Source organism: Catonella massiliensis, assembly GCF_016651435.1.
Lineage (GTDB): Bacteria > Bacillota > Clostridia > Lachnospirales > Lachnospiraceae > Catonella > Catonella massiliensis.
The window spans coordinates 1998815-2023828 of record NZ_JAEPRJ010000001.1; the positions used below are offsets into that span (position 1 = coordinate 1998815).

General features: G+C 39.2%; 15 protein-coding genes and 1 pseudogene. 6 read left to right on the forward strand and 10 right to left on the reverse strand.

The features are described from left to right. Nucleotides 1–44: 44 nt before the first annotated feature. From JJN12_RS08985 to gpmI, 6 genes and pseudogenes are all read right to left on the reverse strand, one after another. Nucleotides 45–2639: a DEAD/DEAH box helicase family protein gene (locus JJN12_RS08985; RefSeq protein WP_208429363.1), complete on the reverse strand. Its 2595-nt coding sequence runs from the start codon at nt 2637–2639 to the stop codon at nt 45–47. A 101-nt stretch (nt 2640–2740) separates the two neighbouring features. Beyond that, nucleotides 2741–3242: pseudogene (locus tag JJN12_RS14210) on the reverse strand (DDE-type integrase/transposase/recombinase); the annotation flags it as partial. Between the two features lie 317 nt (nt 3243–3559). Continuing rightward, on the reverse strand, nt 3560–4081 hold the full coding sequence (locus JJN12_RS08990; RefSeq protein WP_208429364.1) for an HD domain-containing protein: 522 nt from the start codon (nt 4079–4081) through the stop codon (nt 3560–3562). Between the two features lie 767 nt (nt 4082–4848). Then, nucleotides 4849–7485, reverse strand: a complete 2637-nt coding sequence (ppdK, locus tag JJN12_RS08995; protein WP_208429365.1) for a pyruvate, phosphate dikinase — start codon at nt 7483–7485, stop codon at nt 4849–4851. A 359-nt stretch (nt 7486–7844) separates the two neighbouring features. Next, nucleotides 7845–8213, reverse strand: coding sequence for a DUF4288 domain-containing protein (locus JJN12_RS09000; protein ID WP_208429366.1), 369 nt, complete (start codon nt 8211–8213; stop codon nt 7845–7847). Nucleotides 8214–8231: 18 nt separating this feature from the next. Next, nucleotides 8232–9776, reverse strand: a complete 1545-nt coding sequence (gpmI, locus tag JJN12_RS09005) for a 2,3-bisphosphoglycerate-independent phosphoglycerate mutase (RefSeq protein WP_208429367.1) — start codon at nt 9774–9776, stop codon at nt 8232–8234. 468 nt (nt 9777–10244) lie between these two features. Between gpmI and JJN12_RS09010 the strand changes: the two genes are divergently transcribed. Beyond that, complete coding sequence (locus JJN12_RS09010) at nt 10245–12011, forward strand: IS1634 family transposase (protein WP_208429368.1); 1767 nt, start codon at nt 10245–10247, stop codon at nt 12009–12011. A gap of 116 nt (nt 12012–12127) precedes the next feature. Here the strand turns inward: JJN12_RS09010 and pdxR are convergent, their stop codons facing one another. Beyond that, entirely contained in the window at nt 12128–13525 is a 1398-nt protein-coding gene (pdxR, locus tag JJN12_RS09015; RefSeq protein ID WP_208429369.1) for a MocR-like pyridoxine biosynthesis transcription factor PdxR, read from the reverse strand. A 460-nt stretch (nt 13526–13985) separates the two neighbouring features. Here pdxR and JJN12_RS09020 point away from each other — a divergent pair, with 460 nt between their 5' ends. From JJN12_RS09020 to JJN12_RS09030, 3 genes are read left to right on the forward strand one after another with little or no spacing between them, the layout of a single operon-like run. Continuing rightward, entirely contained in the window at nt 13986–15899 is a 1914-nt protein-coding gene (locus tag JJN12_RS09020) for an ABC-F family ATP-binding cassette domain-containing protein (protein ID WP_208429370.1), read from the forward strand. Beyond that, nucleotides 15892–16500 carry a hypothetical protein gene (locus JJN12_RS09025; RefSeq protein WP_208429371.1) on the forward strand — a complete coding sequence of 203 codons (609 nt, stop codon included), beginning with the start codon at nt 15892–15894 and terminating at the stop codon, nt 16498–16500. The genes JJN12_RS09020 and JJN12_RS09025 overlap by 8 nt, the downstream gene beginning before the upstream one ends. Beyond that, on the forward strand, nt 16475–17503 hold the full coding sequence (locus tag JJN12_RS09030; RefSeq protein WP_208429372.1) for an SPL family radical SAM protein: 1029 nt from the start codon (nt 16475–16477) through the stop codon (nt 17501–17503). The genes JJN12_RS09025 and JJN12_RS09030 overlap by 26 nt, the downstream gene beginning before the upstream one ends. Nucleotides 17504–17506: 3 nt before the next feature. Here the strand turns inward: JJN12_RS09030 and JJN12_RS09035 are convergent, their stop codons facing one another. Then, nucleotides 17507–19204 carry a S8 family peptidase gene (locus JJN12_RS09035; protein WP_208429373.1) on the reverse strand — a complete coding sequence of 566 codons (1698 nt, stop codon included), beginning with the start codon at nt 19202–19204 and terminating at the stop codon, nt 17507–17509. Nucleotides 19205–19396: 192 nt separating this feature from the next. Between JJN12_RS09035 and JJN12_RS09040 the strand changes: the two genes are divergently transcribed. Beyond that, nucleotides 19397–21031 carry a putative polysaccharide biosynthesis protein gene (locus JJN12_RS09040; RefSeq protein WP_208429374.1) on the forward strand — a complete coding sequence of 545 codons (1635 nt, stop codon included), beginning with the start codon at nt 19397–19399 and terminating at the stop codon, nt 21029–21031. Between the two features lie 189 nt (nt 21032–21220). Here JJN12_RS09040 and JJN12_RS09045 read toward each other — a convergent pair whose 3' ends face one another. After that, nucleotides 21221–21877: an HAD family hydrolase gene (locus JJN12_RS09045; RefSeq protein ID WP_208429375.1), complete on the reverse strand. Its 657-nt coding sequence runs from the start codon at nt 21875–21877 to the stop codon at nt 21221–21223. A gap of 206 nt (nt 21878–22083) precedes the next feature. Next, a complete protein-coding gene (gene efp, locus JJN12_RS09050) occupies nt 22084–22641 on the reverse strand; it encodes an elongation factor P (RefSeq protein WP_208429376.1) in 558 nt (185 codons plus the stop codon). Between the two features lie 261 nt (nt 22642–22902). Between efp and JJN12_RS09055 the strand changes: the two genes are divergently transcribed. Next, nucleotides 22903–24969 carry a leucine-rich repeat domain-containing protein gene (locus JJN12_RS09055; RefSeq protein ID WP_208429377.1) on the forward strand — a complete coding sequence of 689 codons (2067 nt, stop codon included), beginning with the start codon at nt 22903–22905 and terminating at the stop codon, nt 24967–24969. The last annotated feature ends 45 nt before the right edge of the window (nt 24970–25014 follow it).

The following is a 25014-nucleotide window of genomic DNA, read 5'->3' on the forward strand; positions in this document are numbered from 1 at the left end:
AGTTTAACATACTAAAATTTTTAACTTCACGAATTCAGGATAAACTATATATCTTTTAGTTTTTTACTGCACACAAAATTCAAATAATCTTTAGGCGTTATACCTGCAATTATGAACTCTTTGTGAACTGCTTCTCTCCATTCACTCTCTCCTATATCCGAAAATGTATTCCATACTCTCCGAATGACATTAAGTGATTTAACAGCCCAATCAACATACTCATTTCTATTTACATAATATATATCTTCAGCATATATGCGTGCATCATCATCAATACCAGTTGAGTTGGTAATTAAAACTGTATATATATTAGCACTTTTTGTTATTCTTCTCTCATGTTCAACAATCCAAGCTCGATGCCTTCCGGCTTCACTGACATCTGATATTGGAACCTTTTTCACCGGTTCTTTTTCCTCATAGATTTTATCTTCTGAAACAACTAAATTGTTTTCATTAATTATCCAGTATGGATCCGGTGCACCAGTACTGTTAGGGTTTTCTGAAATAAATCCTAGCAATTCACCAAATTCTTTATGTCCTATTTCAAATTTGTTTCCATCAAGTGATTTCAAATTATTTAAAATGCTCTTGATTTTTTCCTCCATTTTTTGTAGCGTTGGTATAGATGAAAAAACACTTTCTATTCTTTCAATACAATCAAAGAAAAAGTCTGCATCTTTAACATCTTCACTTTTAACAGAAAATAGTTTTTCTTGTAATCCTGAAAGCCATCTTATACTTATATTTTCTTTTAATGCATCAGATAAAAATTGTACTCCTTGTGTCTTATACTCTTTTTCCCCATTTTGAAACAAGTAATAAGCCATACATCCCGCCATATAATTCCAAAAGCATTTATATCCATTTAACACAGGTGCATTTAGATTTCCAACAATACTGCTGGCATAGTCAAATGCTGATTTATAATCTTTTTTCCATATTGAACATTGAAATTTCACTTCCAGGATTGCTGACTCATGTAATTTTTTATTAATTTGCTCCTCTGTCGTGTTTTTTTCATTCCAATATTCTTGCCTCAAATCAACAATATACTCTTCAGCTTTTTGCCATTCAGCAGTTCGATTTAAGAAATCTTTAGCCTGTTCTAACACATCGTTTACAGTTGAATAGTCCAGGGAGTTATCTAAACCAAATTGAATTTCTGCCCTCAACTCTGGTGCAAACAGCTTAATCTTTTCCTTCTTAGTCAGATCATTCTGAATAGTATCCCCCATTACACAAACAATAGAATAATCACTAGCATTTCTTGAACATCTCCCTACAGCCTGAATTATCCTCGTTCGTATTCTTTCTGCATATAGTTTTGATGCTCCCATTCTTGTAATCAAAAATTTTTCCTGCAAATTGGTAGTTTTCGGTAAATTCAAAATGAATAACAATCTGCTCTCATCATCGGAAAAATCCATGCCATCAAAACGATTTGCCAAAATAACCGTTGCCTCTGGAATATCTACAAATAGGTTTTTCGATTTTTCTATGTCCTCTGCCTCAAAAATTTTTGTACTCTCAAGATTCTCTTCAAAAATTTTTTTAATTTTATCTACTGATTTTATATCTGGAACAAGAAAGACACTTTTCTTGCACAAATTCTGGAGTTGTTTAATTACATTTTCGTGCTCATCTGCTCCCAATGATAAATCTGGAAAGGTAAAAAACTTTCTTCCCAGTCCTTTTTTATCCCAGTCATTCACTATTGGTAATTTAAAAATTTTCTCAATGCCTGTGATTCGTTCCAGCTCACCACTTTTTCCTAATGTTGCAGACATCAATATTCTCTGCTTCGCATTAACAAATGCATCAAAAAACATAGTTGGTGCTACCCAAGGGCGTATGAGAATTTTTCTATTTGCAAAATATATATTACATTCTTTCAAATTTTCTGATATATTCTGATACGCGTAATAATTTGAGTTTCCCTTTTCCATGCCTTGTCTCAAAATTTCTTGAAATTCATTAAGTCTATCTAATACTAAAGGCATTGGCAACATATTACACCATGCTGCAACATCAGAACTATACTCATCCTCTAGCAAATATTGGTAATCCGTTTCACTAATATATGGTTTTACCAGTTCTAAAACTTCACTAAAAGTTGTACTTTTACTATCTATCTGAACAGTCCAGTTCGATATAATATAGTCTTCACAGGAATGGACATCATCCATTATTATGACATCCACATCATCAAAAAAAGAATGCCGTGCAAAAAAGGAACTATATGTTGTAACCCCAATTGCATCTGCCATAAGAAATCTATTTTTATCTGTTGGTAAATAATCTTTCTGCTTACCACAAAAAGAAACCGCTTTCAATCCATATTTCATGTTTGATTGTTCAACTACTTGATTCACCAATTGATTTGTTGGGCACAAAAACAATATCTTTTCTTTGTTTTTACGCCTTCTATATTCACCTATTAGTAATCCTACTAATGTTTTTCCACTTCCAGTTGGTAGTTCTAGGGCAACTGTTTTTTTATCCATATTTTTGTTGTATTCCTCTAACATGGTTGCCTGATAATCTAAAGGACCCATTATCTTTTTTAGTTTATTATCTTGATACATTTCTTGTGGTGATGAGTAAAAAAATTCCTCTGTTTTTCGTGTCTTAAAAGCCATAAGCGTACCCCCTAGTGTAATAATTATATTGCGGTCAAGCATTTTTGTAACACCATTACCTAAATTTTGTTACGGGGTTATTTAACCCCATAACTAGCCTCTTAAGGCGTTTTATATTTATTATAAGCATGTGGTCTGACAGAGTTATAATGAACATAGGCAAATTCCTCAATGATGGCATAAGCTCTTTTTCAATATGATAACAATACTGATGAATTAGGTCTGTTTTTAGCATATTGAATTACCTTTTCATTGGAGCATTATCGTATGGATAACCTGCTTTACTCATACTCCTTGCTATTATAAGTTTTTTGCAAAATTCAGTTTACTCTTTAGAAGTGTACTGACTGCTTTGGTCTGAATGAATTAGGAGATTAGTTAAATCAATCCCAGGCTGCGATTCAATTACCTTTTGTAGCGTACTGTAGGCAAAAGCTGCGGTTATATTGCGGTATGTTATAACGGCTTTTTTCCTTGAAGCAGAAAATAATTGCATCTCAATGTTCATATACTTATGAACAGCTAATCGCTATCTTATAACCTTTACACACCAGACATTAGTGAGCAATCTTTTCCCCATCTACATCTGTGTGAATGATAAATCCTAGTTCAATACACCTCATATTCACCAAAGTCAATTAAAGCATATTAAAATCCTAATTTCATCTCCTAATTTACGCTACAATATAATTTCAATTATTTTATCGTAGAACCACTCCCTATTATATCATTTATTCACAAAAAATCTACCCCAAATCACCATTATTTTAGTTATATTTTGAGTTATCTCTTCATTCTCATCAACCTTTTGTAACATTTTGCAATTAACCATTTTTATTAAAAGCTGAACACACCGTAATCACTACAGATGTTCAGCTTTATCTTTAATACAATTTAGTATTATTATCAGCATTAAGTTATCATCCTAGATATATTCTCACTCCTCCCCCCTCCAGCACCCCAAGCGCCTTCCTATACTTCTCTACCCTCTTTATATCCTTTTCCCTAACCTCCTTAAGCCTCGTCAAGTCCATATTGTGCTTTAAGTCAGCTATTTTTACTGCTCTAGCCAGTTCGTTGGCTTTGATTCCTTCGATATACTTAGTGTAATCAAGTTTTTTTGGCTTTGTGATTGCTTTAACTGCATCTCCTATTTCTTTGCCAAATTCTTCGTATATCATCTCTATAGTTACTTCTGTATCTTCTACTGTATCATGGAGATAGGCTACTATCTTCTCCTTATGTGTGTGAACTGAATTAACAACGGTTTGAATATGGCCTGTAAAATAATCAACCCCTGCCTTATCAACCTGATTACTATGTGCTTGTTTAGATAATAACCTAGCTGATTCAAGCAGAGATTCATCTTTTGATGTATACGTTATTTTCTCATTTCCATCACATTCAAGGCTTGTATTGTTTGGCTCAATATTTTTAATCATTCTAACTCCCTATGTGGTTACACAGCAGGAAGGCAAGTGTTATATCATCTCTGCAGTGTTATAATGTATTTTTTCTCCAACACTAGTTCAACACAGATATTACATAATCACTAATTCTAATATCAAGATTGTTTCTACGTACACTTTGTATACAATAAGCGACTGATGGCCATCACCTCTTCTAAGGACAACTAACACCTATGAGAAATTCTAATTTGTGGGGCTGATGTGGTTGTGTATCTGACTAAGGCACGCCTTCACTAATAAATGTCCAGACTCGCTACGGTTTTTCTGTAAGATGCTGTTGTAATATGGCTTTGTTGACGAAAAACCTGATGCGCTCGCTTAGGCATTATTAGTTCCGGCTGTTTGATTGACGAATGACTACAAACAAACACATTAGCCACAAAGGGGGCAGGTGAGTGGCTGTCTTTAATTTGGCATTTGAGTTGTAATTTGTATAAACTTAAGGTGCCAGCTCCGAATGATAAATTCTAAGCGAGCGCATTAGGCGGAGCGAAGCGGATGCCGGAGCGAGTCTGAAATGTTATCATTCGGAGCGTCACTTAGGTTAATTTATATAACAACTCTATAAATTAGAATTTACAGTATATGAGTGTCAAAAACATAAAAATCTACCAGACTTTCTTACAAGAAAATCTATTATTTTTTCCACCTGAGCTTTATAGAAGATTTCAATGAGATTTTCTATCAAACAAAAAAAAGTACAGAGAGCAGAAGCTCTCCATACTCTATATACTTATCTATTATTTCGCCTTCTTCTCAGCGATAGCAGCCTGTGCTGCTGCAAGTCTTGCCACTGGTACTCTAAATGGTGAGCAGGATACATAGTCAAGACCGATCTTGTGGCAGAACTCAACAGATGATGGATCTCCACCGTGCTCGCCGCAGATACCGATGTGAAGCTTTGGATTAACAGGTCTGCCAAGCTTGATAGCCATTTCCATAAGCTTTCCTACACCGTTCTGGTCAAGCTTTGCAAATGGGTCATTCTCGAATATCTTGGTGTCATAGTAAGCGTTAAGGAACTTACCGGCATCATCACGAGAGAAACCAAATGTCATCTGTGTAAGGTCGTTAGTACCGAAGCAGAAGAAGTCAGCTTCCTTAGCGATCTCATCAGCAGTGAGGCAAGCACGAGGAATCTCTATCATAGTACCAACCTCATAGTGAAGGTCTGCACCAGCTGCCTTAATCTCAGCATCTGCGGTCTCTACTACTATCTTCTTAACAAACTTAAGCTCTTTTACTTCACTTGTAAGAGGAATCATAATCTCTGGAACTACCTTCCAGTCAGGATGCTTCTTCTGTACATTGATAGCTGCACGGATAACAGCCTTTGTCTGCATCTTAGCAATCTCAGGATAGGTAACTGCAAGACGAAGTCCTCTGTGTCCCATCATAGGGTTGAACTCGTGAAGTCCTGTGATTATATCCTTGATAGCCTGAACGCTCTTGCCCTGTGCATCTGCAAGCTTCTGAATCTCTTCCTCTGTTGTAGGAACGAACTCGTGAAGAGGTGGGTCAAGGAAACGGATAGTAACAGGTGTTCCCTCAAGTGCCTCATAAAGCTGCTCGAAGTCTCCCTGCTGATATGGAAGAATCTTCTCAAGAGCTGCTTCTCTTCCTTCTACTGTGTCTGAACAAATCATCTCTCTGAATGCTGCAATTCTGTCAGCTTCGAAGAACATGTGCTCTGTACGGCAAAGACCGATACCTTCTGCACCAAGCTCACGAGCCTTCTTAGCATCTGTAGGTGTATCTGCATTTGTTCTAACTCTAAGTCTTCTATACTTGTCTGCCCAAGCCATGATTCTACCGAACTCACCTGCGATAGTAGCATCAACTGTAGGGATTAAGCCTTCATAGATATTACCTGTGGTACCATCGATAGAGATTTCATCTCCCTCGTGGAAGGTCTTGCCGCCAAGAGTGAACTTCTTGTTAGCCTCGTCCATAACGATGTCACCACAACCGGATACACAGCAGGTACCCATACCACGGGCAACTACGGCTGCGTGAGATGTCATACCGCCACGAACTGTGAGGATACCCTGTGCAGACTTCATACCTGAAATATCCTCAGGAGAGGTCTCAAGACGAACGAGAACCACCTTCTCACCACGTCCTGCCCAAGCTACAGCGTCATCTGCTGTAAATACTGCCTTACCGCAAGCTGCACCAGGAGAAGCTCCAAGTCCCTTGCCAAGTGGTGTAGCAGCCTTAAGTGCCTTAGCATCAAACTGTGGGTGAAGGAGAGTATCAAGGTTACGAGGGTCAATCATTGCAACAGCCTCTTCCTCAGTTCTCATACCCTCGTCAACGAGGTCACAAGCTATCTTAAGAGCAGCCTGAGCTGTTCTCTTACCATTTCTGGTCTGAAGCATATAAAGCTTACCATGTTCAACTGTAAACTCCATATCCTGCATATCTCTATAGTGCTTCTCAAGTGTAGAGCAAACTTCATTGAACTCCTTGAAAGCCTCTGGGAACTTATTAGCCATCTCATCAATGTGCATAGGTGTACGAACGCCTGCAACTACGTCCTCTCCCTGTGCATTGGTAAGGAATTCTCCGAAAAGTCCCTTAGCGCCTGTAGCAGGGTCTCTTGTAAATGCAACACCTGTACCGCAGTCATCACCCATGTTACCAAATGCCATAGACTGTACGTTAACAGCTGTTCCCCATGAATAAGGGATATCGTTGTCACGACGGTAAACGTTGGCACGAGGGTTGTCCCAAGAACGGAATACTGCCTGGATTGCTCCGTAAAGCTGTTCCTTTGGATCGGTAGGGAAGTCCTTACCAATCTTTGACTTGTACTCTTCCTTGAACTGTCCTGCAAGCTTCTCAAGATCCTCAGCTGTAAGGTCAACGTCCTGAGTAACTCCCTTTTCTTCCTTCATCTTGTCTATAAGCTCTTCAAAGTACTTCTTACCAACTTCCATAACTACGTCAGAGTACATCTGAATAAATCTTCTATAGCAGTCCCAAGCCCAACGAGGGTTTCCTGACTTCTCAGCGATAACATGTACAACGTCCTCATTAAGACCAAGGTTAAGAATTGTGTCCATCATACCTGGCATTGAGGCTCTGGCACCTGAACGAACTGAAACAAGAAGTGGATTTTCATGATCTCCAAATTTCTTACCTGTGATTGCTTCGAGCTTTACGATATGCTCGTCTATCTGACCACGGATCTCATCATTAATCTTCTTACCGTCTTCATAGTACTGAGTGCAGGCTTCTGTTGTTACAGTAAAGCCCTGAGGTACCGGAAGTCCGATATTTGTCATTTCTGCAAGGTTTGCACCTTTACCACCAAGAAGCTCACGCATCTCAGCTTTTCCTTCAGTGAATAGATATACCCACTTTCTTGCCATTGTATTTTCCTCCTGTTGTTACTCTGTAGGACCAGATAATTAGAGTCCTCTCAGAAAAATTTACACTTACCTTCAAAATGTCGACCTAACTCGACACTTCAAGCATAATCTTAACACATTTTATTCTTTATGTCATTATTTTTCATCATAAAACCATGCTAGATTTATTTCGCTTTTTTCGTATATCTTTGGTAGTTTTTACCATAAAACAGCAATCTTAATTTTAGCGGGAAAGAATAGTGAACACTCGGAAACTTTTTTAAATAAAAAATATCTGTGCAATCAGAAATAAAAGCCTAAGTTATTTCTTTTTGCACAGATACTAATCAGTTATAGCAATTTTTGTATAATATGCTATTTCATTTCGTTATGGAAAAGTCAGGATAATATTTTTCTATAACATCAGCCACCACCATCGATTTTTTCTCTATGAAATGCCTGCAGTATATTTCCGTAAAATTATCAAATTCTACATTTTCAAATAAGTTAAAATAATCAATTACGGCAACAACTTCAACAGAGACTTCTTCTCCGTAAGCATTCGTATACTTATTGGCTGATATTTTCTTTGCAAAATATTCTAACAGTTCTTCTGGTGATGTTTCTTCAAAAAAATCATCTTCAAGCTCACACAAAACAATGCTCTCTTCAAAGATTTTTGCATCATCTTCAGATACATAGTTTTCTATTTTGCATTCTTTTAACAATACTACACTGTACTTTTCCATAACTATTTTTTATAAGATTTATTTTTTAATTAAAAGCGACTTTCCAGTCATTTCAGCAGGCTGTGGAAGCCCCATAAGCTCAAGGAGTGTAGGGATGATGTCGCAGAGCTTGCCATCCTCTGCAAGACCATACTCTTCTCCCGCATTCACAAGGATGAAAGGCACAGGGTTGGTTGTGTGGGCAGTCCAAGGCTCTCCTGTCTCGTAGTCAATCATCTGCTCGGCATTTCCGTGGTCAGCGCAGATGAACATAGCACCGTCAACTTCTTTAACAGCCTCTACCACTCTTCCTACGCAGGTATCAACTGCCTCTATAGCCTTCACCGCTGCTTCCATGACTCCTGTATGTCCAACCATATCAGGGTTTGCGAAGTTACAGATAATCGCGTCATACTTTCCACTCTTTATAGCATTTACAAGTCCGTCACATACCTCAAATATGCTCATTTCAGGCTGTAAGTCATAGGTTGCAACCTTAGGTGACTTTACAAGGATTCTGTCTTCTCCGGGGAACGGCTCCTCTACGCCGCCATTAAAGAAGAAGGTAACGTGTGCATACTTCTCAGTCTCTGCGGTACGAAGCTGTGTTTTGCCAAGCTTTGAGAGATACTCCCCGAAGGTGTTCTTAACGTCTATCTTGTTGAAAGCAACTGTCTTGTTAAGCATATTTGAATCATAGTCTGTAAAGCAGACAAACTTAGTCTTAATCCTCCCACCTCTTCTCTCAAACCCGTCAAAATCATCATTACAGAAGGCCTTTGATATCTCTCTTGCCCTGTCAGGACGGAAGTTGAAGAAGATGATGCTGTCATCATTTTTGATAGTAGCAACAGGTGCGCCGTCTCTCTCAATTACAGTAGGTACAACGAACTCATCGGTTACATCACCGCCGTATGAGCTTTCTATGGCAGCCACAGGGTCTGTGGCTGTATTACCTTCACCGTATACCATAGCCTTATATGCAAGCTCCACTCTGTCCCAACGGTTATCCCTGTCCATAGCATAGTAGCGTCCCATTACGGTAGCCACCTTGCCTACGCCAAGCTCATTCATCTTAGCTACAGCATCTGCTACGAAGTCACGGCCACTCTTAGGAGGTGTGTCCCTTCCGTCCAGGAAGCAGTGGAGATAAACCTTATCAAGGCCTTCCTTTTTAGCAAGCTCCAAAAGTCCGTACATATGAGTAATATGGCTGTGTACTCCACCATCAGAGAGAAGTCCCATCAAGTGAAGAGCGCTGTTTTTCTCCTTACAGTTTTTAACTGCTGATAGAAGTGCCTCATTCTTAAAGAAATCTCCGTCCTCTATCTCTTTTGTGATTCTGGTAAGCTCCTGATATATGATTCTTCCTGCACCCATATTCATATGTCCTACCTCAGAGTTACCCATCTGTCCGTCAGGAAGACCTACAGCCAGGCCGCTTGCATATCCCTTTTTCCAAGGATAAGTCTTCATAATCGCATCTAAATTAGGCTTCTTCGCCTGTGCTATTGCATTATAGTCTTCTCTTTCATTAATTCCAAATCCATCCATTATTAAAAGTACTACCGGTCTTTTAGCCATTATTTTGCTCCTTTCAAGCATAAAACAAACATACCCCTTAGGGTTTTTAACTTGTGCGTTATTATACTATAAAATTATTTAAAACTCAAATGTAAAGATACAAGTGCCTAATATTTTTGCGAGGGCCTTGCTAAGTGCGGCAGTTGCAGGCCTGTATCAATAGGTATCAAAACTCATTATGACTACATCATTATATACATAGGTATACTATGAAATGAGATTTTTGGCAAGTATTTTGATTCCCTCTTCTATCCTATCCTCACTTATATTCCCATAGCCTATCAATATGTAAGCCTCACCGCCTTCAGGTTTTTCCCCTATCCTGTGCTTTGATAGTCGGGAGTTTGACAACCTAATCCGTTATGAGGTTCATCAAAGCCAGATATGGCTTATTTTTTTTGTCAAATCTTAAATTTATGCTTGCACGTTCCACTCCGATACGTTATAATAGTATTGGAGGATAATACTATGAGATTAGGATGGACTACCGGAAAATATTCAATTACCTATCGTGCTGTTAAAACAGTTAGAATCAATGGGAAAAACAAAACTCAGATTGTTAAAACCTTCGGTTCAGAAAAACAAATCTGCGAGATGTATGGCGTGAAAGATGCAAAAGCCTGGGCTAAAGAACAGGTGCGTATTATGAATGAAGTTGAAAAAGAAGATTCCGCAACATTTAATATTGAGCTCTGTGCCGCTAATGACCTTGTTAGTAATGAACAGCATAGGTTTAATGGCGGATATCTTTTCCTTCAGGATATTTATTATGAATTAGGCATGCATAAGATTTGCCGTGCAATCTCTGCGAGACACCCATTCGAGTACGACCTGAATGACGTACTTTCACGTCTTATATACAGCAGAATACTTTTCCCGTCATCAAAAAGGAATAGCTTTGAAGAGTCAAAGCGTTTTATTGAACAGCCCTCTTTTGAACTGCATGATGTTTACCGCTCATTATCAGTGATAGCTGAAGAGGCTGATTATATTCAGAGCCGCATTTTTAAAAACAGCACTGCAGTGCAAAAACGAAATACTCAAGTAATCTATTATGACTGTACAAATTTCTACTTTGAAATCGACAATGAAGAGGATGATAAGCAGTTTGGCAAAAGTAAGGAAAACCGCCCACTCCCTATAGTAGGAATGGGGCTGTTTATGGATAGCGATGGTATTCCTATATCCTTTTGCATTTATCCCGGAAACCGCAATGAACAGACCACTATGATTCCGCTTGAAAAGAAGATGCTTTCTGGATTTGATATGTCCAAGTTTGTTGTCTGTACAGATTCAGGACTGTCATCTGCAACAAACCGGGTATTTAATTCCTACAACAGCGAAAACGGCATGCGCGGGTATATAACAACACAGCCTATCAAAATACTTAAAGACTTCTTACAAGAGTGGTGTATGGCTGATGACGGATGGCTTCTCGATGGTGATAGAAGCGGCAAAAAATATAGAATATCAGAATTAGACAGTGAAAAGGATAGAGACAAGATTTTCTACAGATCGCGTTGGATTAAAGAGGAAGGTATAGTCCATACAGACAGTGGCGACAGAAAACAAATAATCGAACAGAAGCTCATTGTTTCATACTCCTTAAAATACCGTGATTTCCAGCGCCATGTACGTAGAGGACAGATTGAAAGAGCTGCGAAAATGATTGAAAAAGGACGTTCTTCGATAGAAAGAAAAAAACAAAATGATCCTAAACGATTTATAAAAACCGACCATACAACAAAGTACGGTGAGATTGCAGATGTATCCATAAACAGCATAGACCAGTCATATATTGAAAATGAAGAAAAATATGATGGTTTCTACGCTGTATGCACCAACCTTAATGACAACATAGGTAGTATAGTCAGGGCAAACAAGCGACGTTGGGAGATTGAAGAATGCTTTAGAATAATGAAAACTGATTTTGAAGCACGTCCTGTATATTTAAACAGGAAAGACAGGATACTAGCCCATTTCATAACCTGTTTTATTTCACTTATTGTATACAGGTATCTTGAAAAGAAACTTAATAATAAATATACCATAGACCAGATACTTCCTACCCTTCAGGAAATGGATTTCATAAAGTACGAGGGTAAAGGTTATCAGCCCATTTACACCAGAACAGAACTCACAGATGCACTGCACGATGCATTTGGATTCTGTACATCTAAACAGATAGTTCCAATAAAAAAAATGAGGAATATTTTTTCACAAACAAAAAAATAGATAGTGTAACGTGCATATGTAAATTTTCTAAAAGCCCTGTAACTCGCTTCTATAGCGAATTACAAGGCTTTTTTTCTTAAAAAGCTGTCAAAGACGGGATTATATACATAGGTATACTATGAAATGAGATTTTTGGCAAGTATTTTGATTCCCTCTTCTATCCTATCCTCACTTATATTCCCATAGCCTATCAATATGTAAGCCTCACCGCCTTCAGGGTTTTCCCCTATCCTGTGCTTTGATAGTCCTACAAGCTTTATCCCACTTTTTTCTCCTCTGCTTACAACTTCTTCTTCGGACATATCAAGCTTAAATTTAACCATAAGGTGCATACCCGCATTGCCGCCCATTATCTTTACCTTGTCGCCAAAGACTTTGAGCGAGGAAATCAGCTTATCATGTCTTGACTTATATATCTTTCTGGCTTTGTTGATATGCCTTTCATAATGCCCTCCAAGGATAAACTCCGTAAGCACAGCCTGGTCAATCCTTGGTACCGTACAGGCTAGGAAGGCAAGCTTTTTCCTGTACACCTTAAGCAGTCCGTCAGGAAGCACCATGAAGCCTATCCTTATGGCAGGGGCGATAGTCCTTGAAAATGTACCCAGATAAACCACCTTATTCTCCGTATCTATCGCCTTCAGAGGGGGGATAGGCAGTCCCTTGTATCTAAACTCACTATCGTGGTCATCCTCTATTATATACCTGTCTTCTCCTGATGCCCATCCAAGGATTTCTTTCCTCCTCTTTATAGGCATTACAACCCCAGTTGGGAACTGGTGCGAAGGAGTCAGATAGACCGCCTTTGCCTCTGAACGTTTAAGCTCTTCCACCTTAAGTCCGTTCTCATCAAGGTTTATAGGATAAACCTTCCTGTTTAATGATGAAAATATCCTATAAGCCTGCATGTAGGTAGGGTTTTCCATTGCTATTATGCTTTTCTCATCTATCAAATGCTCTAAAAGTTGCAAGAGATAGCCCGTTCCTGCACCTATTATCATATTTTCAGGCTTCACGCTTAGTCCCCTGTAGCCAAAAAGATACTTAGCTATAGCCACTCTTAGCTTCATATCCCCCTGTCTCTCACCAAGGTTAAAGAGTTCCTCTCCCCTGTCACGCATACACTGTCTATAGAGTCTGTCCCACATCCTGTAAGGGAAGCTCTCCTTACACAGTGAAAAAGGTGAAAAATCATATTCATACTCTGGTTCAGGATTGACACTCTCATTTTTTATATCGGTAAATTCCTCTTTTTTTTCACTGTTTATCCTGTCTATTTTATTCACATAATAACCGCTTTGAGGGCGGACTTCCACATACCCTTCAGCGTAGAGCTGTTCATAGGCAAGGGTAACTGTGTTCCTGCTTATCTGAAGGTTGGCCGCAAGCCCCCTCTCTGATGGAAGCTTCTCTCCCTCAGCCAGTTCCCCCTCAGTTATAAGCCCCCTAATCTTTAGGTAGAGCTGCTCATAAAGCGGCATTTTATCCTTAGATTTAAGTTCAACTGTAAGCATATTTTCTCCTAATAATCCTTATCTATATTATATCATCCTAAGCACACATATTCACCTACTATCCACGAAACAGCAACCACGAGAGAGCAAATATTCTCTTATCACCCGACCTTCGCGGACAAGGAGGGAAGCTGGAGCATTTTTTTTATAACTAATCATAAGATAAACCCGTATTATAATCAAGATAATCTAATGACTTATAATATATTTTGTGAATCTTAGAGTACAAAAAATTTTTGCAAGGATTGCTAAAGCTGCGCTGTAGCAATCCTGTATTAATCGGTGTCAAATACTTTTGACACCTACATCATTTATATACATGCATAGGCACTAGCATAGAAATTCAGCCCTCTTGCGCTGACACGCTATTCTGTAGTAGAATATAAGTTCAGGGATTTTCATTCTCTGATAGCCAAAACATGAGAAAACGACTGGTTTCTCATAAAAATAGGAGGACAATATGGTATTATCCTGCAATAACATATCAAAGGAATTTGTCACAGGACCTGTACTTAAAGAGGTCAGTTTTCATATAAATGAACACGAAAAAGCCGCAATAGTCGGCATTAACGGGGCGGGCAAGTCTACCCTCTTAAAAATAATCATGGGCGAAATGTCTGCCGATAGCGGAGATGTATTTCTTTCAAAAGGTGCCAGTGTAGGCTATCTTGCGCAGCATCAGGAGATAAATACCGAACTTACCATTTTCGATGTACTCCTTGAGGTAAAAAAAGATATCCTAGAGCTTTCAGATAAGATGAGGGCTCTTGAGATAAAGATGAAGCAGGCGGACGAAGAGGCTCTTGACGCTGTATACGAGGATTATTCAAGGGTTACACATGAGTTTGAGCTTAAGAACGGTTATGCATATAAGAGTGAAATCACAGGTATACTAAAGGGGCTGGGCTTTGAAGAGGATGATTTTACACGAAAGGTAAATACTCTATCGGGAGGTCAGAAGACAAGGGTATATCTGGCAAGGCTCTTGCTGTCAAAGCCTGACCTCATCCTGCTTGACGAGCCTACCAACCATCTTGACATGAAGGCTATTGGCTGGCTTGAGACCTATCTTAAGAACTTTAATGGAGCAGTTTTGATAGTTGCGCACGATAGATATTTCCTTGATGGAGTTGCTACCAAGATAATCGAGTTAAATAACTGCAGGGCCACTACCTTTATGGGAAATTATTCGGATTATGCTACTAAGAAAAAGGCTCTAAGAGAGGCTGAACTAAAGGCTTATCTTAATCAGCAAAAGGAAATATCCCATCAGGAGGCGGTCATAGAAAAGCTTCGCTCCTTTAACCGTGAGAAGTCTATAAAAAGGGCTGAAAGCCGCGAGAAGATGCTTGATAAAATCGAAAGAATCGATAAGCCTCTTGAGCTTGATGCCTCAATGAACATAAGTCTAAAGCCTCATAAGGAGAGTGGAAAGGATGTGCTAACTGTAGAGAATTTAAGTAAGTCCTTTGAGGAAACCCTTTTTGAGAATCTGAATTTTGAAATAAAAAAAGGCGAAAGAGTTGCTATTATTGGCGGTAACGGTACTGGAAAGACAACTCTCCTTAAGATAATAAACGGAATCACTCCTTGCGATACAGGTAAGATAACCCTTGGCGCAAATGTTGAGATAGGCTATTATGACCAGGAACATCAGGTGCTGCACTATGACAAATCCCTGTTTGATGAAATATCCGATGACTATCCTTATTTGACCAATACTGAAATAAGAAATGTACTTGCAAGCTTCCTTTTTACTAAAGATGATGTATTTAAGCTTGTAGGCTCGCTTTCAGGCGGCGAAAAGGGCCGTGTGTCCCTCGCTAAGCTTATGCTTTCAGAGGCTAACTTTCTCCTCCTTGACGAGCCTACCAACCACCTTGACATCACCTCCAAGGAGATTCTTGAGGATGCACTGAATAACTACGAGGGAACTGTTCTCTTTGTAAGCCACGACAGGTATTTTATCAATAAAACTGCCACCCGTATCCTTGATTTAACAGGAAAAAGGCTCATCAACTACATAGGAAACTATGACTATTACCTTGAGAAAAAGGAAACTCTCGAGGCTGCCCTTCTTGACGAAGTCCCTAAGGAGGACCAGCCTTTGGCGTCTTCTGCTAATAAGCAGAGCTGGCAGACTAAAAAAGAGGAGCAGAAGGAGCTTAGGAAAATACAAAATGAACTAAAGAGGATTGAAGATGAGGTCGCAAAGCTTGAGGAGGCTAACGCAAAGCTTGACGAAGAGCTTGCCAACCCTGAGATTGCCGCAAATGTAGGGAAACTTATGGAAGTACACAAGCATAAAGAAGCAAATGATGAGCGTATAAATGCTCTTCTTGAGCGTTGGGAGGAATTATCCGAAAATGTCTGATATTATAGTGGATACTCTTAGGATAGACGGAGGGATTATACTTGTGATAAACCCTCCTTTAGCTTACGATGAGAAGGTAGTTCTAAGGTTTATAAACAAAATCTCAAAGGAAGATAAATCTTCTTTCTTATTTCCCGCCCTTTACGCTAAATCCCTCTGCAAAGAGGGAGAAATTGTATCAGATGAGGTCTATGACCTATATGATGGTTTGAAAAGGGATGTAAGTTATGAGAATATCTTTGTCTTTGAAGCCCTGAATGCCCAAGTATCCACCTATGCAGGAGAAAATACGCAAAGCATTAATGCACTTGTTGAATATGTAAAAGAGGTAATTAAGGCTCAAAACGATATAAAATCCACCAGTTTAACAGATGAATTTGAAGCCTTGATGAAAAGCCCTTTTTATAATGACTTTCTTAATGAATTTGGCTTTACCTCCTCTGAAACCCTTATCCTTAAGGGGTTATTTAAGTATGCTTTTCTAACAGGTATATCTGCCACGGAGCTAATGCAGGAAATTAAGGAGAATATAGGGGAAGGTGCTAACAAAAAACAGCTCAGAAAGGAGTTTATCAATGTGCTCAGGCAAAGACTGTCTTAATAAGCCATTTTCACATATATATGTGGAAGATAAAATAAAGAACTACTCTGCGACTGAGAATATTCTTTCTAACTTTAAGAGCAGCACTATCATTTCCATAAGGCATTACAAGGATGTCTTCACCCCTTCAGGACAGAATCTCCTCTTAGCAAAGAATTCTCCCTCCCTTATCCTTGCAAAGAAGGAGGGCAGGCTAATCTATGAGGGCGCCCCTGTTTGTGAAGATTTTGGCAATGAGCATTTTTACTACACTTCTCTTATAATGAACTGCTACTATGACTGTGAATACTGCTATCTATCCGGAATGTACCCTTCAGCCAACATCGTAATCTTTGTAAATATTGATGATGTATTTAACGAACTTGAGAGCCTACTAAAGGAACATCCTGTATATATCTGCATTTCATACGATACCGACCTCCTTGCCCTAGAAGGTTTTACAGGCTTTGTAAAAGAGTTTATAAAGTTTAGCGCCTTCCATAAGAATCTGACTGTAGAGTGCCGTACAAAGAGCGCCAATATAGGAATCATAAAGAAATATATGGATGAAGGTCTTGATGTGCCTGCTAACTTCATCTTCGCCTGGACCTTATCCCCCGCTTTGATTGCTACTAAATACGAGCATAAAACTCCTGATTTTACAACCAGGCTTAAGGCTGTGAAAGAAGCCTCTAAGCTTGGACTAAGCCTTAGACTCTGCTTTGACCCTGTACTTAAAGTCCCTGATTACGAGGACTTATACGGTGATATGCTTGAGAGGGTATTTAGTGAGATTGCTCCTAACTGCCTAAGGGATATAAGCATAGGCGGCTTTAGGACTTCAAAGGACTTTCTCTCAAAAATGCGAAAGAGGCGTGAAAACTCTGCCATACTAAGCTATCCCTATGTGCTTGAAGACGGAGTCTATTCTTATGGTGTTGAAGATAATAAAAAGCTGACCGGTTTTCTCATAGACCGATCAGCCAGATACATTGATAAATCAAAGATTTTTACTTGGGAATAGGCATCACCTTATAACCACCGTATGGATGGTTCTATTCCCTTTTTTATCTATAGCGTAGAAGGTATATACGCCCTTTTTTAGTTTCAGTGCTTTCTCATTCTTTTTATTAAGCCTTAGCTTGGTTCCCTTCTTACTCTTGGTAAAGTATGAATCTCCTTTTTTGCCCCTAGCGTATCTGACCAGAGATACATCCTTATCCTTATCACTTATCTTGACAAGAACCTTGCCATCTTTTGTAAGAGAAAGGAAGATAACGGGAGCCTTACCCTTTGAAGTCTTCTTTAAAGCCTTCTTAAGCTCCTCTGCTTTCCTTGCTTCATCGTTCTTCTTAGCTTCCTCAGACTTCCTTAGTTCTTCAGTCTTCTTAGCTTCTTCAAGCTTTCTTGCCTCCTCAGCCTTCTTAGCCTCTTCAATCTCTCTTGCTTCTTCCGCCTTCTTCTCTTCTACCCTTTTATTCTCAGTTACAAAAGACTGGTAATTGCTCAGTGCATAGGCGTAGGCCCCGTCTGCATTTAACATGCCTCCTGTAGATACCTTTCCCTCAAGCTCAGGAAGTACCTTAACTCCACTTAGTATTGACTGTCTTACCTGACTTAGGGTAATACCCGGAAAATCAGAGTAAAGAAGCGCCGCAGTTCCCACTACATAAGGGGCAGCCATTGACGTACCTGTCATATATGCATAAGGTGAGGACATCTTCCCGGATGCATAGCCAGCATTAAAGCTTGCTGTATCTATTGTACTAAGTATCCTTGCTCCCGGTGCCGCAAGGTCTACATGGTTGTTGCTGTAATTTGAGCTAATGTGAAGATTACCATCTGCCTGAAGGTTGGCAACTGTTATTATGTTCTTATACCTGTAGGATGCAGGATATATAGGTCTCGTGTCTATGTTATAGCCTATGCCTGTATTTTCATCGCCGTTACCTGCTGCTACCACAAAGAGCATATCAGAGTCTTTTATGGCTTCCTCAAGGTATCTATCAGGCTTATCAGTACCAAAGCTGAAGTTACATATCGTAGCTCCCATGCTCTCTGCATACTTTATGGCATCAATTATACCCGAGGTAGAGCCTGACTCGTCATCGCCACCAAGCGCCTTAAGTACCATGATTTTCACCGTACTACTACCAGCTATTCCTGCTACTCCCTTAGTGTTGTTATTGGCAACTATGGTTCCTGCTATATGTGTTCCGTGTGCATCATCCTTGCCATTGTAGATGATATTGTTATCATCATAAAAATTCCAGCCGTTTACATCGTCCACATAGCCGTTACCATCATCATCTATGCCATTGCCCGGTATCTCTCCTTTATTTACCCAGAGTACATTTTGCAGGTCTTCGTGGCGGTAATCTACTCCCGTATCAATGATAGCAACTATGGTTTCACGCCTTCCACCGCTGTACTTTGCACGAGCCTCAGGAAGGCTTATGTCTATACCGCTTACAGCCTTAACGCTTGTAACAGGCTGCTTGACAAGCTTGCCTCCAATCTGCTCGTTGTATTTAAAATCTCCTCTATTCTCCATTCCCCACTGGTAAATGAAGTATTTGTCACTAAAACTCACCTTGTCGTCAAATGCCTTGTATACTACTTCTGTAGTACCCGCATAGGCAAGCCCCTTATCTAATCCTGCAAAGCTCATTGTAGAGAGCCCTATGCCTAATACTGCGGTTATTACTGCCTTTTTAAGTCTCATTTATCTCTCCTTCTTCAAATATCCATACAGATTTCTTTCATTTTACTATATCATAACCCAAAAATAAGTCATATATTTGTTTTTATCGGATATTTTTAAGTCAGAATAAAGTCAAAGTTAAAAAAAGTTGATATCCTAACAAAAAAAATGTACAATGGTAAGTGCAATCAATATTGAGAAACGAGATAGACAATGAATTCACAAAATAAAAGACAAACTGATAATTTCCTCATTCAGGGAAGCATACTGGCCGCAACCTCTATACTTGTCCGCATCATTGGCCTGGTATACAGGGTTCCGATGGCAAGGATACTTGGAAATGAAGGAATAGGTTATTACGGCTATGCCTTTGAAATATATAACTTTTGCTTCATCATTTCCTCATACGGCATGCCTATGGCTGTGTCAAAGCTGGTATCCGAAAGAACGGCTAAGAAAGAATACACCAACTCGCTTAAACTTCTTCTTGGTGCTTTGATAGTTGCCCTAACCTCAGGCGGTATTTTGTCAGCCGGAGTTTACTTTGGGGCAGGCTTTATATCTACCCATATGTTTGCCAATCCGGCTATCCAGATACCTCTGAGGGCACTGGCTCCAACAGTATTGGTTTCTGCGGTTTTAGGTGTAGTGAGAGGATTTTTCCAAGGCAAGGGGACCATGGTTCCTACTGCAATATCGCAGCTTTTTGAACAGGTGGTAAATGGCATTATAAGTGTATGGGCAGCCTTTGCATTTGCAAAAGCCCACTCTGCCTCTATGAATATAGCAGCGTATGGGGCAGCGGGAGGTGTGACCGGTACCTTTGCAGGTGCATTTGCAGGCCTTATGTTCATCTCTTTCCTGCTCTTTGTCAATATGCCTATACTTAAAAGGCAGAGAAAAAGAGACCAAGGTGAGCCGGAGGCCATGCCTTATCTAATAAAGGTAATACTTGCAACCTCAGTGCCTGTGATGCTTAGCCAGATACTTGTAAGAAGCAACGGCCTTATTTCAATGACCTTGTTTAATAACATCCTCAATCACAAGGGGGTTGCAAAGGAGACCTATACTGCGCTTTACGGCATATATGAGGGTAAATTCCTTCTTCTTTGCAACATAGTAATGGGTATCACCAGTGCCATTACAACTGCTTCCATCCCTTCTTTGGTTAGGGGTAATGTGCTTAGCACCAAAAAGGAAGTAGGCAAAAAGGTAAGAATGGCACTTAAGTTCAACCTAATCATCGCAATTCCTGCAACCATCGGTCTTGCCATACTTGGAGGTCCTATTATAAGGTTACTTTTTGGAGATACAGATCCTGTCATAGGGAAGGTCATGACAGTCGGAGCCGCAACAATTGCTCTTTATACTGTATCCATCCTATTCTGTACTATAATTCAGAGTATATACAGTATGATGATACCTGTAGTTATCAACCTAATTGCAATGCTTGTTGTCATCGTATTTACATACATCCTGCTTATGTACACGAGTCTAAATATATTTGCACTTGTTCTTGGCGGTATGCTTATGCCTGCGATAGTTATAGTTCTTTGTACGCTTGTTATAAGATTGCAGCTTAGAATAAGGATTGAGTTATTTAGAACCTTTGTCATCCCTACTGTTGCCTCAGGAATAATGGGAGTAGTTGTATACTTTATCTATAACCTGGTGCTTAAGTTTACAGGAAGGTACTACCTGGGACTCCTCTTATCCCTGCCTCTTGGCATGTTTACTTTCTTTGTATTTGAAATACTATTAAAGGGAGTAAGCAAGAAAGAACTGCATAATTTCCCTAAGGGACATTCAATCATAAGACTGGCCCAGAAGTTACACTTGATGAGATAAAAATAGCTTTGGCGGTTCTCATATTCAGCATATTCATACCGCCACTGAAAGATTTCTCGTGGAATTTTATTGGATAAGATATTTTGAGAAATTACCTGACAATAAGACACCACCCGGGACGTCCGTATAGGAACCTTGCTTTTAGGTTTTTGTACTGTACGGCTTCGGGTGGTTTTTAGGTATTTGGGATTATTTCTTTAACCCCTGTAAAAATGTGATTACGTCATTTAGAGTTTCTGCCCTCATTACAATGATTTTACTCAGCTCTTCATCAGGCTCTGAGAGGTCCGGAACCATAATCACATCCACTTCCGCACCGTGTGCAGAGCGGACTCCGTTTGGAGAGTCCTCTAGCGCGAGACAGTCCTTACGCTTCTCTTCTATCTGAGAGCAGGCATAGAGGTAGATATCAGGATCAGGCTTTCCTTTCTTTACCATGTCAGCACAGATAATCTTGTCAAAGCGTTCTAAAAGCCCTACTTCTTTTAGGTATTTTCTTGCTCTGTCCTCTGGAGTTGCGGTTACCAAAGCCCTCTTTATGCCATTTTCTTTAAGATACGCCAGTATTTCATCTACATAAGGCTTCTTCTTAATTCCATGCTTATTAAGCTCCTCTTCCATGATTTCTTTGCGTCTGTCCCTTACCTTGTCATAGTCAAAGGTTGGACCAAAAAAGTCCTGCATGATAGGCTCAGCGTATTCTTTGTTGCAGCTTCTAAGATAAAGCTGTTCCTTCTCTGTCATGTTAAAGCCCAGTTCTCTTGCTGCCTGTATCCAAGCCTTCTGATAATGCTTTTCAGTGTCTATAATAAGCCCGTCCATATCAAATAAAACCGCTTTATACATAATGTCTCCCTTTAATAATATTTACGATAGAATCCCACTTTGCAGTATTCACCTCTTATAGCATACCGCAAAAGCACACCGTCACAGTTCTGCTCCATTAGTAAATCCCTTACTTTTTGTAAAGCTAATAATTATTAAAAACCTTTATATATTTAACTCTAAAATTATAAAAAGAGCCGGCACAAAACTGTGACAGCTCGGTAATTTTATACTCTCTTAAGATATTCGCCTGTTCTTGTATCAATCTGGATCTTGTCACCCTGATTTACAAAAAGAGGTACATAGACTGTAGCTCCGGTCTCAACCACTGCAGGCTTTGTAGCACCTGTAGCTGTATCACCCTTAAAGCCCGGTTCAGTATCAGTAATCTCAAGCTCTACAAACATAGGTGGCTCAATTGAGAATACCACACCGTTGTGTGAGAGCATTGATACTGTCTCATTCTCCTTAACAAACTTAAGTGCGTCACCAACCTGCTCAGAGGTAAGCGCAAACTGCTCATAGGTTTCATTGTCCATGAAGTTGTACATATCTCCGTCAGCGTACATATACTGCATGTTCTTTCTGTCTATTCTTGCCTGAGGGAATTTCTCAGTAGGGCGGAATGTAGTCTCTTTAACACCACCATTCTTTATGTCTCTAAGTTTGGTACGAACAAAAGCTGCACCTTTTCCCGGTTTAACATGCTGAAACTCAATAATCTGGAAAACACTGTTGTCAATCTCGACTGTAAGGCCATTCCTGAAATCGCCTGCTGAAATCATTAAAAATTCCTCCTTAAAAGCTTATCATAAATTAAAGTTCCTAAATCTTAGGACACCGTCTCTTTATTCTACTACAATTTTTCGTTTATTTCAAGATGCTATTTTTGCTTAGTATTGGAGAAATCATTTAGAAATTCTTACGAATTCTTAAAAAAATATATTGCCTCTTTAATATTTATACCATTTGCTGTATAATATTAAACGAGACAAAGGTATACTTTATTTAATGTCGTTAACTATTTTCATAAGGGGAGAAGAACAATGAAAATCATCAGCATGAAATGTCCTCAGTGTCAGGGAAATCTCGATATCAAGGAAGATCAGATGGGGAAATTCACTACCTGTCCTTATTGTGGCACCAAGTTCTTACTTGAAGAGGAGAAACCTAATATCAACCAGACTTTCAATATCAAAGAGCTTCATATAGGTGACACCGGAAGGAGTTCTGATTATAACAGGAAAACAGCTCCAAGTGCCGCTGCGCCTCTAGCAGTCATTTTCTGTATAATTGGCGCAGTTTTCATCATCTTTGTTCCACAGATTCTAAGAAGTACATCAAGCTATGATGTATATAGTGATAATGGCTCGACAGCAGAGTCGGAAGAAACAGCTGCTTCGCCTTTTGTCACATATAGGACAAAGCCTGAAAGCAAGGCAGTGATAGACTTTGTCGAAGCCGCATTTAAAAAGCCTCTTTCCGATATTAAAAAGGCTGATTATGAATCCATTAAATACCTAAAGGTAGATAGAGAGGCTGTTCCGATTACTTCTGAGAAAAATGACAGCACTCCTTGGATATTTACATATGCAAAGAACACAGCTAACTACGGTGCTCCGGATAAGCCTGTTAAGCTAAAAATTGCAGGCACTAAAAACATAACAGAAGAAGATTTTCAGGTATTTACAGAGCTTGAGTCTTTGGATTTTAGCAATGAGGGCGATATAGTGCCTGCAGGTGAGAGCTATAATACTACGGACTTTAAAAACCTTAAAAAGCTTCACTATTATACAGGTACTTCTTCCGAATACTTAACACATATGCCTGCCTTAAACGTAAGCAACATCTATGGTCTCGGCACGACGAGCTTGTACGACATAGAAAAGAGTATATCCGCATTAAAGACTTATAAGAACCTTAAAATGCTTAACTTTACGAGTCTTAAAAAGGGAGATGCTATAAAGGATTTGTCCTTCCTTTCTTCATTTCCTAATGTTGAGATACTTTCTCTTGACTTTGCAGAAAAAGACACCTGGGATTTGGCGGGTATTACCTCACTTACAAAGCTTAAGTCCCTTTCAATTAACGGTTATGATACAACCTTTGAACATTTCAATGTATTTAGCGGTATACCACAGATTGAAAGCCTGGCTTTTAAGAATGTAAAAGACTTAAAGACTCTTGATTTTGTTAAAAATATGCCATACTTAAAGAGTATTAGTATAGACAGTTGCCCTGTTATTAAGCTTAATGGCTTAAAAAACTGTATATCACTTACTTCGCTTACGCTTGATAGCTGTGGAGATTTGACTGACGTAAGCGCTCTTGCTACATTAAAGAGTCTTAAGAAGCTAAGTATATCCGGTATATGGAATTATAATATAACTTTTCCTAATCTTAGCAAGCTCACCGCTCTTAGCGATGTGGATATAAGAGCCAGGGATCTAAGTATAATAGCGGGTATGTCATCAATAAAGAGGCTTGAGATAGAAGAAATAGGTAACGAATCTTACTCTTTTAAACCTGTTGCAGGTATGAATAACCTCGAAGAGCTTACTCTCTATGACTACGACTGGTTAATTAAGCCGGATATGGCACAGTATCTGGCAAAGCTTCCTAAGCTTAAAACAATAAACTTTGGATACGGAAGCATTGCCCACTATGGAGATTATACAGATGTATTCTCACTGCCTCAGGTAACAAAAATAGTTAGCTTCTCTCCGAAATCAGATGGTTCAGGCATTAACTACATTATACTCTCTGTAAAGAGCTTAAGGGATAATAAAGTCCTTAAGGAGCTTGATCTATCAGGAACTGAGATTTATAACAATGATGTAGACAAGGGAGGCACTGATAAGTTTGGTGTATATGCCAATAAGTTTCTCTCTCATTTCCCTAATCTTAAGAAGCTTAACCTGGCAAATACCTATATAGAAAATCTTGACTTTGTAGATAAGATGCCTTTACTTGAGGAACTTAACATTTCCGGAAATTATGTGACTGATGTATCTAAGCTATTAAAGCTTAAGAAACTTAAGAAACTGACCTGCGATACGGATATGATTAAGAATCTTGATTTGCTGCCTAAGAGTGTGAAGGTAAACCAGTAGTATCATTAATGATACACGGACTGCTTCGTGCTTCGCACTCTCGCA